Source organism: Acinetobacter sp. G11 (assembly GCF_049808495.1).
Classification (GTDB): Bacteria; Pseudomonadota; Gammaproteobacteria; order Pseudomonadales; family Moraxellaceae; genus Acinetobacter; species Acinetobacter kookii.
This window is the reverse complement of the sequence record NZ_JBNCAT010000014.1, coordinates 17,598-31,262: the sequence shown is the minus strand read 5'-3', so window position 1 is coordinate 31,262 and position 13,665 is coordinate 17,598. Positions and strand designations below refer to the sequence as shown.

Here is a 13,665-nt window from a genome sequence, read left to right as displayed (position 1 = left end):
AAAGATTAAACAATAATGATGAAGAAACAATGAAGAGTATTTTTTTAGAAGGTTCGTTACAATAATTCATTGAGAAAAAAGATTGAGACTTAACTTTTGAAGATTCGCCGTGTTCCGATTGCCTTACGCCTGTTTCTGACCGTACTGTTCACTACCTTGGTGATTACGACGGTCAGCCTGGGTGTATTGCATTGGACCATGCAAAAGAACTTCGCCCGCTATGTCGCGGATGTGGAAATGCAGAAGCTGGATCATGTGATCAGTAATCTGGCAGGCGTCTATTCGGTTTATCATGACTGGGGCAATGCCATTCAGGCGCAAATCCTGCAAATAGAAGGCACTGCTGCACCGGATGACTATGACCGTCTGTCTCGCTGGTGGTTACGCCGTCAATATGATATTGCCTTGCAACAGCGTTATTTTCAGGACAATACCTTGCTGAGTGTGTCTCCGAGTTTAAATAAAACCGGACCGAGCAAACCGATTTTAGACGCAGAAGAATTGCGCCTAATCGAGTTGAATTTACCTTCCGAGTATCAGCCTTTTGAAGGGCTTAAATTTCCACTCAGTGCCAATCAAAATATCTTCCGCTCTGACCGGAAAGCTGAAGATAAGCCTGCCGATGCAACATCCACTCAAGCTAAGAAAAAGCAGTTTATTTCTTTGCCGGACCGTTTGGGCTTAAGTTCCCGCTTGTCGCTGTATGATGCCAAAAAACAGTTTGTCGTTGGTGAGCCATCCGATATTCCAGTGTCATACCGTCCGATTATGGTGAATAACAAGGTAGTTGGTTATTTAGGCTTGAAGCCGGTGCTGGATCAGGATGATGCTTCAAGCATTAACTTTTTTAGTAATCAAAAGCGTTATTTATTATTGGTATATGGTTTAACGTTCCTGACCAGCTTGGTCGCGGCTTTATTGTTGGCCACTTATTTTAAAACGCCCATTCAGCGTTTGCTGCAAGGGACCCGCGAACTGACCAAAGGCAATTTCCAGCATCAGGTCACAGTCAACCGCAATGATGAGCTGGGTGATTTATCGACAGAGTTGAACCATCTGGCGGTCATTCTGGATCAGCATGAAACCTCACGCCGTCAGTGGGTGGCAGATACTTCACATGAATTAAAAACACCATTGGCGGTACTGCAAGCACAAATTGAGGCGATGCAGGATGGTATTCGCAAACCGACACCGGAACATTTTGAATCAATGCTGCGCCAGGTCACCAGCCTGAAAAAACTCACTCAGGATCTGGCCGACCTGGCTCAGGCTGAAGCACAACAGTTGAAATGCTATATGGCAGACGTCAATCCGTGGAATGTGGTGCTGCAAGAAGTTGAAAACTTCAAGCCTAAATTTGCCCAGGCTGATCTATCCGTTTCAGTGCAGGGTGAAGGTGCGAATTTACAATTAGATATAGATCGTTTTAAACAAATTATGGTCAACTTGCTGGGTAACAGTATTCGTTATACTGAAGCAGGCGGCGAAGTTCGTGTGCATACCGAGCAATCAGCCACCCATTGGAGTGTGATTGTGGATGACAGTCCGCTTGGCTTGAGTGACGAACAGTTGGCACGTTTAGGCGAGCGTTTCTATCGTGTGGATGATTCCCGTACCCGTAGTACCGGGGGAACAGGCTTGGGTCTGGCATTATCTGGTAAAATTGCGCAGGCAATGGGTGGACAGTTGAGTTTTGATCATTCTCCATTAGGCGGTTTGCGTTGCAAATTGACTTTTCCAAAACAGTTAAACAAATAAAGGAATAACATTCATGAAACATATCATGCTGGTAGAAGATGAAGTGGAACTTGCACAACTGGTGCGGGACTATCTGGAAGCTGCGGGTTTTGAAGTCAGTATGTTTCATGATGGGCAAGAAGCCTATGACAGCTTTCTGCAACGTAAACCCAGTTTAATGATTCTGGATCTGATGGTGCCACGTATGGATGGCCTGACTATTTGCCGTAAAGTGCGTGAACAGTCCGATTTGCCGATTATTATGGTGACTGCACGGACTGAAGAAATTGACCGTGTACTGGGCTTAAACATGGGCGCAGATGATTATATTTGCAAGCCTTTTAGCCCGAAAGAACTGGTTGCACGGGTACAAGCGGTGTTGCGTCGCCTGGACCGTCATGCCGAACCTGAGCAGAACAGCCTGTTCCGTATGGATAAAGCCCAGCAACGCATCTGGTATCAACAAAAAACCTTGAACCTGACGCCAACCGAATTCCGTTTATTGGAGTTATTTTTGGAGCATGTTGGGCAGGTGTATTCACGTGCGCAATTGTTAGATCATATTAATCCGGACAGTTTTGATGTGGCAGACCGAGTGATTGATAGCCATATTAAAAACCTGCGCCGTAAAATTTCGGATGCTGCCGAAACTGGCAACCGTCATGAGTGGATTCAGGCGGTGTATGGAGTAGGTTACCGTTTTGAATATCCTGAGGATTAAGAAAGAAAACTGTTATTAATAACAAATAGCGAATAAAAAATTATTCGCTATCGGTTTTTTATAATTTTAAATACTCAATCTAAATGCTTCAATATCTTAAGCTCGGGGAATTCTTGAGTACAAAAAAGTTTAATTTGTTGAGCTTTTATAGAGTCATCTAAATCATGTCCCCATAGAGCTAAATAATAGTTTAGCCCTTCATTTTCATAATAGATAATCCATTCACCTGTTAGGTGTTTTTTATAAACATTTTTTTCAGGAGCTAGTCGATCTATATAGGGAGTCCAAAGATTTTTTCCGAGAATAGTTAGAGCTTGATAAATTGTAATCTCTTTACCTTGCAACTTTTCAAGTTCAGAAGCTTCTTCTCTAATTTTTTTCTGTACTGTTGTTTTATTTATTTCATCTAAACAGTTTTTTTTTAAATTATCTAAGCTATCTTGAACATAGTGTTTCCTTTTTAGTCCTGTAAGATATCTGCCGCCTAATGTTTTGGGCTTACCTGTAAGAGATTTATATTCAACAACATTTTCAAGTATTTCAATTTCATTAATGATTGAAACTACAGACATAGGAGAAAATGTCTGAGGATATAATTCAATTAAATCTCTAATAAAAAGCCAACTAAATCTATTTCCGACTAAATTCAGCCAATTTCGCCTTTTTAATAGAGTTTGTACTTTGTAGTAATTATTTTCGATTTCTATCTGAGTTAGTTGATCCTCAAATTCAAAATTTAGAAATTTATTGGCTTCTTGAAAATTTATTTCATAGAGTTTTGATTTCATATGTTTAAATAAAATAAATTGCGCGGTTTATAGCAATATCATTTTACGAGATTAAGTTTCAATCTCTGCCACTTATTTAATTTACTCACCACCAGTTCATAAGAATTTCTTATTAAATCCTGTACCAAGGATTCATCCAAATTTTTATCCTCATAAACCGTCACCCAATGTTGCTTGTTCATATGCCATCCGGCACGTATATAGGGATAAATATCCCGTAGCATGGCACCATCATCCGGGATAACTTTTAAGTTAATGGCTGCTTGGCCTTTTAAATGAAAACTCAACATAAAGACTTTATCCATGACTTAAACACATCACAGCCATCGCCAAAAGGTTGGGTAATCGTCACTTCAGGTAGCTTTAAAGCAGTTTGGGAAGCAAGATTGTGTAAAGTCATAAGTTTGAATAATCCAAAACAAAACTGTGGATAATGCTGAAATTATCCACAGTTTATATATGCTTTATGAATAACTTTAAGAAGAACAGCTCACCATCACTTCAGGCACATCACTCGGCAAAGGGCCTAAATCTTCAGGCTGCTCTAAATCGGGTTGTTTAAGATAAGGCTGGCTCAACAACTTAAACAGGCGCTCCACTTCGGAAAAATTATCCCGTTCTGCCAGTTCAATGGCTTTCTGCGCCATGTGGTTGCGCAGAATATAGTGCGGATTGGCTTTCACCATTTCGGCATCCAGTGCATCGGTATCCTGATTTGCCCGAATGCTTTCATATTGAGCCAGGAAACTTTCAAACTGGCGACGATCGAGGCAATCATCTTTAATAGTTTCATATTGCTTATTCTGTAAACGAATAAAGCTTTGGGTGTAGTCCAGTTGCTCCGTTTGTAAAATTCGCAAGAACGCCATACCGCAATCAAAACTGTCTTTATGGAAACTTGGTAAGCCCATTTTCTGGCACAAACCAACCGTATAATGTTCGAGGAAGGTCGGCTCAAAATGCTCTAAACATTTCGCCAAATCTTCTTTGAACTGTTCTTTTTCAGCAGGATCTTTTTTAAGCCGAATCAGGTTGTTCAGCCACATCCATAAATTCCAGTGCCCAATACTTGGTTGCTGCTGGTAGGTGTAGCGGCCTTGATAATCCGAGTGGTTGTTAATCCAGTTCGGACGGAAGCGCTCCATAAAGCCAAAGGGGCCAAAGTCGAGCGTTGAACCGGTGATATTCAGGTTATCGGTATTCATCACCCCATGCGCAAAACCCACCAGTTGCCATTTGGCAATCATCACCGCAGTACGCTGGATGACTTGAGTTGCGAAAGCCAAAACTGGCTGTTCAGCCTCCAGACATTCAGGGTAGTGCCATTCCATGCATTTTTGTACAAAATCTTCTAAAAGGTCGGGCTGATATTGGTTGATCCACTCAAAATGACCCAAGCGGATATGACAGTCTGACGTACGCAGCATCATCGCGCCTGGTTCCAGTTTTTCCCGCTGTATGCCTTGGGTGGAAGAGGTAAAGCCGACGGCGTTACTGGATGCAATGCCCAAAGCATTCAGTGCATGACCTGCCAGATATTCACGGATGACGGAACGCAATACCGCACGACCATCGCCCATACGCGAATAGGGCGTTGAACCTGCGCCTTTTAAATGCAGGTCGATGGTTTGGCCATGTTTATCCAGAATTTGCCCAATCAGCAAACCACGACCATCACCCAGTTGTCCTGCCCATTGTCCAAACTGATGTCCGGCATAGACCATGGCCAAGGGTTCAAATTCGGCAAAGGTTTTTTGTCCACTACAGATTTCCACCCATTGAGCCTGGTCTTGTTCTGACCACTGTAATTCATCAGCCAGTGCTGCATTGAAATGACCGGCTTTTGCTCCCTTTAAGGGAACTGGCATTTGATGATGATAAAGTTTGGGATTGAGCGAAGGGTAGCGAGGATTAAATTGCATGGGACAATCTAAGAATGGGGAGAGATGACATCACTATAGCAAATTTAAACGGCCAAAATGAATAAAGCCCCAATAATGGGGCTTTATATTGAACCTGGTCTTATTCAGACACTGGATTCTTTTTAATATTGCGCATCAAGATTTTCAAGGTATCACGATGATGAACAAGGCGCTGTTCAACCAGCTGGAAATCGACTTTAAGCTTGCTGTCGATTTGGTGAATCTTTTCAGCTACAGATGCTTTTTTCGCCTGAATTTCTTGCTCTTTTAACTTGGCCCAATCATTCAGCGTTTGGGTAAACGCTTCATATTCCTGAGCGATACGAAGTTTAGCCGTAGCCATATCTTCATTGACATTGTGGCCATACACTGCCAGATCCTGTTCTGCGTATTTAAAACGCATCGCCAATTCCGCTTTTTTGATATTAAAGCTTGGAATACGACGCAAGTTTTTAGCTAAGCCTACTTTTGAACATGACCAGATTAACCATTTTGTAGGGTCGTACTGCCACCATTTCACCCCGTTACGGTAATCGTACTGGAAGATGTGGTGGTAGTTGTGATAACCCTCACCCCAGGTAGCAATGGCTAATACAAAATTGTCACGAGCAGTGTTTTCGTCAGTATAAGGACGTTTGCCCCACATGTGACACAGTGAGTTAATGAAGAAAGTCACGTGATGACTCAAGATCAGACGAAGTAAACCGCCCAATAACACGACGCCCCACATGTCACCCACAGCCCAGCCTACAGTGGTCAGAATGACTGCGTGTACGGCAATCACCAGCGGAATGTAATATTTGTCCTGAAACATCACCACCTTGTCATTTAACAGGTCAGGTGCGTTTTTATAGTTTGCTTCTGCTGCCGGATAGTTGCGTAGCATCCATCCAATATGTGCATACCAAAAGCCATTATTAATTGAATATGGGTCTTTTTCGACATCATCTACATGACGGTGATGGGTACGGTGACCTGAAGCCCAGAACAAAATACTATTTTGAACGGCAAAAGTACCCATAATCATTAAAATAATCTTTAATGGCAAGGTTGCTTCATAAGCACGGTGTGCCCATAAGCGATGATAACCCGCAGTAATCCCTAAACTGCTCATGCCGAGCAGTACAAATAAGCTGATCCATGCGCCTAAGCTAAAATCATGATGATAAGCATATAAAGGGATAGCGATTACAGCCACAATTGGTAAGAATACCAATGCGAACACTGCAATCCAGTTAATTGGGGCTTTGGGTAAGGGAGCATTCATCTCCAACAGCACTCCTAGAACCGTATAAGGTAAGGTATAAATGAATTCTTAATTCAATACAAATTATAGGGATTAAGACTTCTTCAATATTAGCATGAGCGAACAAATCTTCACTAGCATTATTCTACAGGTGTATTGTACTAAACAGTAACAGAATACAGAGAAGGGTTGATTGATTTTACCGAAGGTCAAAGCAGCTTCCGTGAATAGCAGCGATGTGAGTCATTTTTGAGTAAACAAATAGCTGATTGAGTCACAAAAAGAGAGATAAAATTTTTTTGTTAAAGTTGTTCCAGCATCATTTTGGGAAAGTCGGTAATCAATCCGTCTATTCCCAAACTTTGCAGATGCTTCGCACGCTCAACGTCATTGACGGTCCAGACACTGACTTTTAAATGGGCGTGTTGGGTGGCTTGAATCATCTCATCGGTTGCCAGCTGGTTCATCCAGCCAATTTGGCAGCAACCGAGTTCTAAAGCCTGTTCAAGGGCTTGGTATTTGATGTCATCTTCAACCAGTAAGCCACGTTTAAAGATGGAATACTGCTGTTTTAAAGCCTGATGGATTTTTAAATCGAAACTGGTGATGACCGCCGTTTGTTCATAACCGTGTAATTGTTTTTGTAACTCTACAACCAGTTTCTCAGCTTCCGTCATGGTTGCAACCGCTTTGACTTCAACTTCAATATGCTCAAAGTCATGAATAATGCTGAGGGTCTGGCGGAGTGTCGGAGTGAGCTGCTTTTCCCAATCCATCCAGATATGGGCCTGGTTATAAGCTGCAAGCTGGTGGCTGTTTAGGTCATAGAGTGCCTGATCTGCGCCAGTCGTTCTTAAAAAATTGTCATCGTGCATGATGATGAGTTCACCATCTTTCAGCTGTCGGACATCAAACTCTACCGCCCGAATACCCAGATCATGAATATATTGAAAGCCACCGAGGGTATTTTCCGGGGCTTCACCACGTGCACCACGATGTCCGATGATGATCATAATGAACTCTGTTTGATGGGATTTTTATCTAATTTTAAAAGTATAAGATGATCATGAGTTTATATTGTATTGAAAAGTTAAATTAATTTGCGTAGAGGATGCCTTACTTTTCAAGGATGAAAAGTAACAAAAATCCTTTGTTGGCTACAAGGGAAGTCCATTTATCTGTAGCCAACGGCGAAATCCTTGTCGCCTAACGCGATAGCACTATCACGGCTTAGTTTTATTTATGAACAAGTGTGTAAGTGGCTCAGAGGGATTAAATCGTCTCATTAATATTTTTTTGCCACAGGACTTCAGATCCGCCTTCAGCACGTTGCAAGGTACGCGAGGCCACAAATAGCCAGTCGGATAGACGGTTGAGTAATTGTAGCGAGTTGGCCTGAATGTTTTGGTCACGGCTATGTACAGACATAACACTGCGTTCGGCACGACGGCACACCGCACGTGCTTGATGTGCATAGCTACATGACAAAGTACCGGCAGGAAGAATAAAGTCTTTGAGCATAGGAAGGTCTTCATTCATACGGTCAATGTCATTTTCCAAAAACACGATGGAAACGGCTTGAACCAGGTTGAAGTTTGGAATGCAGACTTCTCCGCCTAAATCGAATAACCAGTGCTGAATCAGGCTTAAGGATTTATCCCAGCTGGCTTTGTCTGCAATGGTACTGACCGCAATTTGTGAGCGAAGCACACCAATACAGGCATTCAGCTCATCCACATCGCCTAGTGCAGTAATACGCAAGTCGTCTTTGGCAACGCGTGAACCATCACCGAGTCCAGTTGTGCCTGAGTCGCCGGTACGGGTATAAATTTTACTTAAACGGTGGCCCATATCTGTTCCTTGAGTTTTTGATGAATACAATAAAAAAGGATAATGTCGGTCATAACATTATCCATAAACTGCGCTGTTTTAAAATTTTTTGCTGTTAAGACTTAGTATTTGAAAGTCACACCGGCAGAGGCGAGACGACCGCCGTTGACATAGTAGTAACCTTGGTCTTGGTACGCTGTCTTGTACTCAACATCACCAATGTTTTGAATGTTGGTAAAGAGCTTCACATTTGGGTTTACATTCCAGAATGCATTTACATCTACGGTCGCATAGCCCGGCGTTTTGTAGTTTGCATCCCATTCTTTGGATTTGGACTTGGCCACTAAAGACGCGCTAATACCATATACATCATTTTGAATACCGGTAGTTAAGGTTAACCCTTGACGAGGACGGCGGCCCAAGTCTTCATGGGTTTCTTCATTTTCAGGCTTGACGTAGCTATAGGTTGCCTTGGCAAATAAATCAGCTTGCTGCCAACCCAGGTACAATTCACCGCCTTGATAGCTTGCCTTATTGATGTTACCTAACTTGCCAAAGTTAACTGATGCGATCAGGTCTTTTACTTCAGTGTAATAAGCAGATAAGCCGGTTTGAAAACCGTAAGCCAGGTTTTGGTCAAGGCCGATTTCATAAGAGCGGCTTTCTTCAGGGTTCAGATCCGGGTTGCCGTTCCAGGAATTATAAAGTTCATTTAGCGTTGGTGATTTAAATGCTGTCCCCACATTTGCATATACACTTGTAGATGGAAGCAATTGATAGCGTGCAGCGATTTGACCCACGGTATGTGAACCATACTTTTCATTATCTTCGACACGCACACCCACCTGAGTATTGAGCTTCGTTCCCTTAAACTGGTGTTGAACATAATATCCAGTCGAGTTTACATCTTCATCATATGGTGTGCCGTAAGACAGAATATCACCATCCAGCTTGCGATGAGTAACACCCGTCAGCAAAGTCTGCTGAGGCATGAAGTTCCATTTGGTATAGAGTTCAGCTTCCCGGGTTTTGCTGTGCACGAAATCGGTCGAATCTTTTTGCTCTACTTCATCATTAAACTGGGACAAACGTGCATTCAGTTCAAGCTGTTTCGTTAAATTCACACGACCACGAAGATTAAGCATTTCATTTTCAAAGTCTTGTTTTAGCAGTGCCCCATTAAATGTATAAGCATCATATAGGCTCGTACCTTCGTTTGTACTGTAGTCTACAGAGGCAGCAAAATTCTCTTTTTCAACGCCAAGTTTGGTACTCAAGCCTTTTTGATCAAAAGCAGCTGTTGCATTGGTATTGGTGTTTTGATTGGTGACTTTGGTTGCCTCGGATTCGAGACGTTGACCGCGCACCTGAGCATAGAAACCGTCTTCTGCTAAATCTGCACCGATGACAGATTTATAGGTTTGATGCTCGCCTATTTCACCGGTTACAAACGCCGTATTTTTTTCTGGTGTCTTTGAGACCAGGTGCACCACACCGCCAATGGCATCGGTACCATACAGAACAGAAGCAGGGCCTTTTAAAATCTCAATTTGCTTAATATCTGTGGTATCAATAAAAGCAAGGCTTGCTGTGCCAGAAGATGCATTATTCAGTCGCACGCCATCACGCAAAACTAAAGTATGGTCGGATTCAGTGCCACGTAAATAAATATCGGCAAGTTGCCCCATACCGCCGCTTTGCACCATATTGATGGCTGCATCGTGTTTAAGTAGGTCAGGAAAGGAGGCAATCGGAGATTGCTCAACAATTTTAGGTTCAATAATTGAAATTCTTGAAGGAACAAGGTTTATTTTCTCTTCAGAACGGGTTGCCGTCACCACCAAAGTATCTAAAGAAGTATTTATTGAAGGTGTATTTGCTGTGTCTTTTGCAGAAATACTGGTAGAAAGACCCATTGCAATAGCAATTGCGCCCACTAAAGCAGTAGGCTGAAAAAGAGATGACATGTTTTGCGCTCCATACATTCACCCCACGTGAATGACTGAGTTAAAGAACACAACAAGCAGGTATCCGGACTTAAATGCACATGCATCTGCATGCTACATATCCACCTTCCCACATTAACATGCAGTGGTGTAAATCAACTGATTTATAAAGATATGCTTTTCATTTTACCGTTGCGGGGGCAGTGTTGGATTTGCACCAACTTCCCTAAAGCCTAAGCTTGACTTGTTGCAAGATGCGCGCAGTATAAGGTCTGCATATCATTTAAACAATATTGATGAAGAATAATCAGGATGAACTTTACTCAAGCTAAAAAAATTGCATTACAATGATTCGCCCCAATCTATCTGTTTAGAGCAAAAATTGGGTTTTAGTTGAGCCAGATTAGAGCCAAAAACATGCGAACCCGAGCCAAAATTTGTGGAATTACCCGTGTTGACGACGTACATGCTGTGGTGAACAGCGGTGCAGATGCAATTGGTTTTGTATTTTATCCACCCAGTCCACGCAGTGTGACCAAAGAGCAAGCGAAAGAACTGATCCAGCATGTACCTGCCTATGTGCAAACAGTGGGTTTATTTGTCAATGCATCAGCAGATGACATTCTACACGTTTTAAAAGATGTGCCCTTGGATATGCTGCAATTTCATGGTGATGAAACACCTGAACAATGTCAGGAAATTGCAGCGCAAGTGGGCCGCCGCTGGTACAAAGCCATCCAGGTGAAACCGGGTTTAGATATTCAAGCCGAAATTCAAGATTATCAGGATGCAGGGGCAAGTGCTGTGCTGTTAGATGCCTGGCATCCAGATTTAAAAGGGGGCACCGGGCATAGATTTGACTGGACCACTTTTCCAAAATTAAATATTCCGCTCATCTTGGCAGGGGGCTTAAACCCTGACAATATCGAGCAGGCAATTCTCACCACACAAGCCTATGCTGTGGATGTGAGTGGCGGTGTCGAGTCCGCAAAAGGTATAAAAGACCAACAACTCATCGAACGCTTTATGCAAGGAGTCCTACGTGGATCAGCAAAATAATGTGATTGACTATACCCAATTCCCTGATGCAAAAGGGCATTTCGGTATCCATGGCGGACGTTTTGTGTCAGAAACCCTGATGGCAGCTCTAGAAGATCTAGAAAAGCTGTATTTCCGTATGAAAAATGACGAACAGTTTCTGGCAGAATTCGACCGTGATCTCGCCTATTATGTAGGTCGTCCTAGTCCTTTATATTATGCTGAGCGATGGTCAAAAGAGTTGGGTGGTGCGCAAATTTACTTAAAACGTGAAGACCTGAACCATACCGGCTCACATAAAATCAACAACACCATTGGTCAGGCACTGCTGGCTAAACTTTCCGGTAAGAAACGTATTATTGCAGAAACAGGTGCAGGTCAGCACGGCGTGGCAACCGCGACGATTGCGGCGCGTTTAGGTCTGGAATGTGTGGTGTTCATGGGCGCTGAAGACGTGAAACGTCAAGCCATGAACGTCTATCGTATGCGTCTGCTCGGTGCAACGGTTGTGCCGGTAGAAAGCGGTTCAAAAACATTGAAAGATGCCATGAATGAAGCCATGCGTGACTGGGTAACCAATGTTGATTCAACCTATTACGTGATTGGTACGGTGGCCGGTCCTCATCCATATCCGCAACTGGTTCGTGATTTCCAGTCGATCATTGGCCGTGAAGCACGCCGCCAGATTCAGGAACAGGCAGGCCGCTTGCCAGATGCACTTGTGGCATGTGTGGGTGGGGGTTCGAATGCAATGGGCTTGTTCTATCCATTCCTCAATGACCAAGACGTGAAAATGTATGGTGTGGAAGCAGCTGGTTTGGGGATTGAAACCGGTAAGCACTCTGCGCCGTTAAATGCCGGTCATGTCGGCGTATTGCATGGTAACCGTACTTACCTGATGTCAGATGAGCAAGGCCAGATTATTGAAACGCATTCAATTTCTGCCGGTCTGGATTATCCGGGTGTTGGGCCTGAACACAGTTTCTTGAAAGATATGCACCGTGTTGAATATGTGCCGATCAAGGATACAGAAGCCCTGCAAGGTTTCCGTGATTTAACCCAGATTGAAGGCATTATTCCGGCACTGGAAAGTTCACATGCGATGGCTTACGTGACCAAACTTGCGCCTACCATGTCTAAAGATCAAATCATTATTGCAACGGTTTCAGGCCGTGGGGATAAGGACTTGATGACAGTTGCACGTATTGATGGCGTGGAAATGGTTGAGATGTAATTTGCCTTATTATAGCCCTCTACCTTTGGGATGAGAATCTCAGAATATATTCTGAATTCGCAAGGGGAGAGGTCATCTGAAATAGGAAATCGCACTAAAGTAATTTAGTGCGATTTTTTTATGTCATTAAGCAACAGAAATTTGAATAAATGCAAAGGCGACATGGATGTCGCCCGTATTTCTGTGATACAGGGAAGTATCATCAGAAATACAAAGGGATTTTGTTACTTTTGGCCCGTCAAAAGTAAGGCCTCACTTACGAATGAAAAGAGAATTTTTAAGTAAAAATTGGAGTGCATGACAAATTAATTTAATAAAAAACGAGCAGTAAATGTTGATGTTACTTTGGAAAATCCCAAAGTAACCAAAGGCTTTCTATTGAGCAGATATTACCTCCCTGTAATACTGCTCAACGGGCGACATCCATGTCGCCAGCGCTTATCATATTGAGATGTAATAATTATTCTCCTAACTAACTTTTGTTATGTAAAGTTCCCCCATCCTTTGAAAAAGGATGAGAAACACTGTTTCGCAAGGGAGGAGGATTAAAATTAAGGAGAGAATCATGCCCAGTCTTTTTATTGTCATGCTCGGTGGTCGTCATGCACGTGCCAATACAGAAGTGCATGATGTCGTACTGGCAGTCGGTGATTCTCTTGAAGATGTTTATCCTCAATTAAAACAGGCATGGTTTGGCGAGCAAAAAGGGCTGCATATTGATGCCTGGGCACAAATTAACGGGATTGAATTTGAAGGTAAAAAATATCAAATCCAGTTTGGTGATGCAGCGCCGAATTCATCTTCAGAACATCTATTTTTAATTAATCTGGGTGGCTACGATGCCCAGGAGTTTGGAGAACTGCATCGTTATGTTCTGGTCGTGGCGCAAAATGCCAAGGGGGCAAAACAACGTGCTAAGGCTTATTTTGCACAACATTGGCAGAAACAGCATACCGACCGAATATTAGATGTGGATGACTGTATTGCGATTGATCATGTCCATGGCCGTTATGTACAGCTGGTCAAAGGTGATTTTGTAGCCAACCGCTGGGAAAATACCTATTTAATACTGGATGAGGGATAATTTATATCTATTTGATTAATAAATTATATTTATCAAATATTAGACCAGGTGAAATATTATAAATTTTTGTATTTTTTCGATGAAAATTGCTTTTTGACACTTTCAAGTTCCGCTTATAT

General features: G+C 42.7%; 11 protein-coding genes, 1 pseudogene and 1 riboswitch. Of the genes and pseudogenes, 5 read left to right on the top strand and 7 right to left on the bottom strand.

Features of this window, described 5'->3' with window-relative positions; genetic code table 11:
- Positions 1–96: 96 nt before the first annotated feature.
- Entirely contained in the window at positions 97–1,758 is a 1,662-nt protein-coding gene (gene baeS, locus ACPUEY_RS07250) for a sensor histidine kinase efflux regulator BaeS (RefSeq protein WP_425121663.1), read from the top strand.
- Positions 1,759–1,771: 13 nt separating this feature from the next.
- The gene (locus ACPUEY_RS07245) at positions 1,772–2,458 is read left to right on the top strand and encodes a response regulator (protein ID WP_131274647.1); all 687 of its coding nucleotides are present in this window, start codon (positions 1,772–1,774) and stop codon (positions 2,456–2,458) included.
- Between the two features lie 74 nt (positions 2,459–2,532).
- On the opposite strand, the gene ACPUEY_RS07240 is transcribed toward ACPUEY_RS07245, so the two are convergent.
- The 7 genes and pseudogenes from ACPUEY_RS07240 to ACPUEY_RS07210 form a co-directional block, all read right to left on the bottom strand.
- Positions 2,533–3,246: a hypothetical protein gene (locus ACPUEY_RS07240; protein ID WP_425121662.1), complete on the bottom strand. Its 714-nt coding sequence runs from the start codon at positions 3,244–3,246 to the stop codon at positions 2,533–2,535.
- Positions 3,247–3,284: 38 nt separating this feature from the next.
- Positions 3,285–3,646 (bottom strand): annotated as a pseudogene (locus ACPUEY_RS07235) (MmcQ/YjbR family DNA-binding protein).
- Positions 3,647–3,722: 76 nt separating this feature from the next.
- Positions 3,723–5,168 (bottom strand): protein adenylyltransferase SelO, encoded by a 1,446-nt coding sequence (locus tag ACPUEY_RS07230; RefSeq protein ID WP_425121661.1) that lies wholly within the window; start codon positions 5,166–5,168, stop codon positions 3,723–3,725.
- A 100-nt stretch (positions 5,169–5,268) separates the two neighbouring features.
- Complete coding sequence (locus tag ACPUEY_RS07225) at positions 5,269–6,435, bottom strand: acyl-CoA desaturase (RefSeq protein WP_092820347.1); 1,167 nt, start codon at positions 6,433–6,435, stop codon at positions 5,269–5,271.
- A 281-nt stretch (positions 6,436–6,716) separates the two neighbouring features.
- Positions 6,717–7,427, bottom strand: a complete 711-nt coding sequence (locus ACPUEY_RS07220) for a glycerophosphodiester phosphodiesterase (protein WP_425121660.1) — start codon at positions 7,425–7,427, stop codon at positions 6,717–6,719.
- 259 nt (positions 7,428–7,686) lie between these two features.
- A complete protein-coding gene (locus ACPUEY_RS07215) occupies positions 7,687–8,265 on the bottom strand; it encodes a cob(I)yrinic acid a,c-diamide adenosyltransferase (RefSeq protein WP_425121659.1) in 579 nt (192 codons plus the stop codon).
- A gap of 101 nt (positions 8,266–8,366) precedes the next feature.
- Complete coding sequence (locus tag ACPUEY_RS07210) at positions 8,367–10,211, bottom strand: TonB-dependent receptor plug domain-containing protein (protein ID WP_425121658.1); 1,845 nt, start codon at positions 10,209–10,211, stop codon at positions 8,367–8,369.
- Between the two features lie 38 nt (positions 10,212–10,249).
- Positions 10,250–10,453, bottom strand: a riboswitch (cobalamin riboswitch).
- Positions 10,454–10,607: 154 nt separating this feature from the next.
- On the opposite strand from ACPUEY_RS07210, the gene ACPUEY_RS07205 reads away from it, so the two are divergent.
- From ACPUEY_RS07205 to ACPUEY_RS07195, 3 genes are all read left to right on the top strand, one after another.
- On the top strand, positions 10,608–11,249 hold the full coding sequence (locus tag ACPUEY_RS07205; RefSeq protein ID WP_425121657.1) for a phosphoribosylanthranilate isomerase: 642 nt from the start codon (positions 10,608–10,610) through the stop codon (positions 11,247–11,249).
- Positions 11,233–12,462 (top strand): tryptophan synthase subunit beta, encoded by a 1,230-nt coding sequence (gene trpB / locus ACPUEY_RS07200; protein ID WP_092820352.1) that lies wholly within the window; start codon positions 11,233–11,235, stop codon positions 12,460–12,462. Before ACPUEY_RS07205 ends, trpB begins: the two co-directional genes overlap by 17 nt.
- A 565-nt stretch (positions 12,463–13,027) precedes the next feature.
- Positions 13,028–13,546: a DUF1543 domain-containing protein gene (locus ACPUEY_RS07195; protein WP_425121656.1), complete on the top strand. Its 519-nt coding sequence runs from the start codon at positions 13,028–13,030 to the stop codon at positions 13,544–13,546.
- Positions 13,547–13,665: the final 119 nt, after the last annotated feature.

Excerpts from the sequence above, each read along its gene's own strand:
- ACPUEY_RS07225 (WP_092820347.1), bottom strand. The coding sequence starts at position 6,435 with ATGAATGCTCCCTTACCCAAAGCCCCAATTAACTGGATTGCAGTGTTC.
- ACPUEY_RS07210 (WP_425121658.1), bottom strand. The coding sequence starts at position 10,211 with ATGTCATCTCTTTTTCAGCCTACTGCTTTAGTGGGCGCAATTGCTATT.
- ACPUEY_RS07215 (WP_425121659.1), bottom strand. The coding sequence starts at position 8,265 with ATGGGCCACCGTTTAAGTAAAATTTATACCCGTACCGGCGACTCAGGC.
- ACPUEY_RS07220 (WP_425121660.1), bottom strand. The coding sequence starts at position 7,427 with ATGATCATCATCGGACATCGTGGTGCACGTGGTGAAGCCCCGGAAAAT.
- ACPUEY_RS07205 (WP_425121657.1), top strand. The coding sequence starts at position 10,608 with ATGCGAACCCGAGCCAAAATTTGTGGAATTACCCGTGTTGACGACGTA.
- ACPUEY_RS07195 (WP_425121656.1), top strand. The coding sequence starts at position 13,028 with ATGCCCAGTCTTTTTATTGTCATGCTCGGTGGTCGTCATGCACGTGCC.
- ACPUEY_RS07230 (WP_425121661.1), bottom strand. The coding sequence starts at position 5,168 with ATGCAATTTAATCCTCGCTACCCTTCGCTCAATCCCAAACTTTATCAT.
- ACPUEY_RS07240 (WP_425121662.1), bottom strand. The coding sequence starts at position 3,246 with ATGAAATCAAAACTCTATGAAATAAATTTTCAAGAAGCCAATAAATTT.
- ACPUEY_RS07245 (WP_131274647.1), top strand. The coding sequence starts at position 1,772 with ATGAAACATATCATGCTGGTAGAAGATGAAGTGGAACTTGCACAACTG.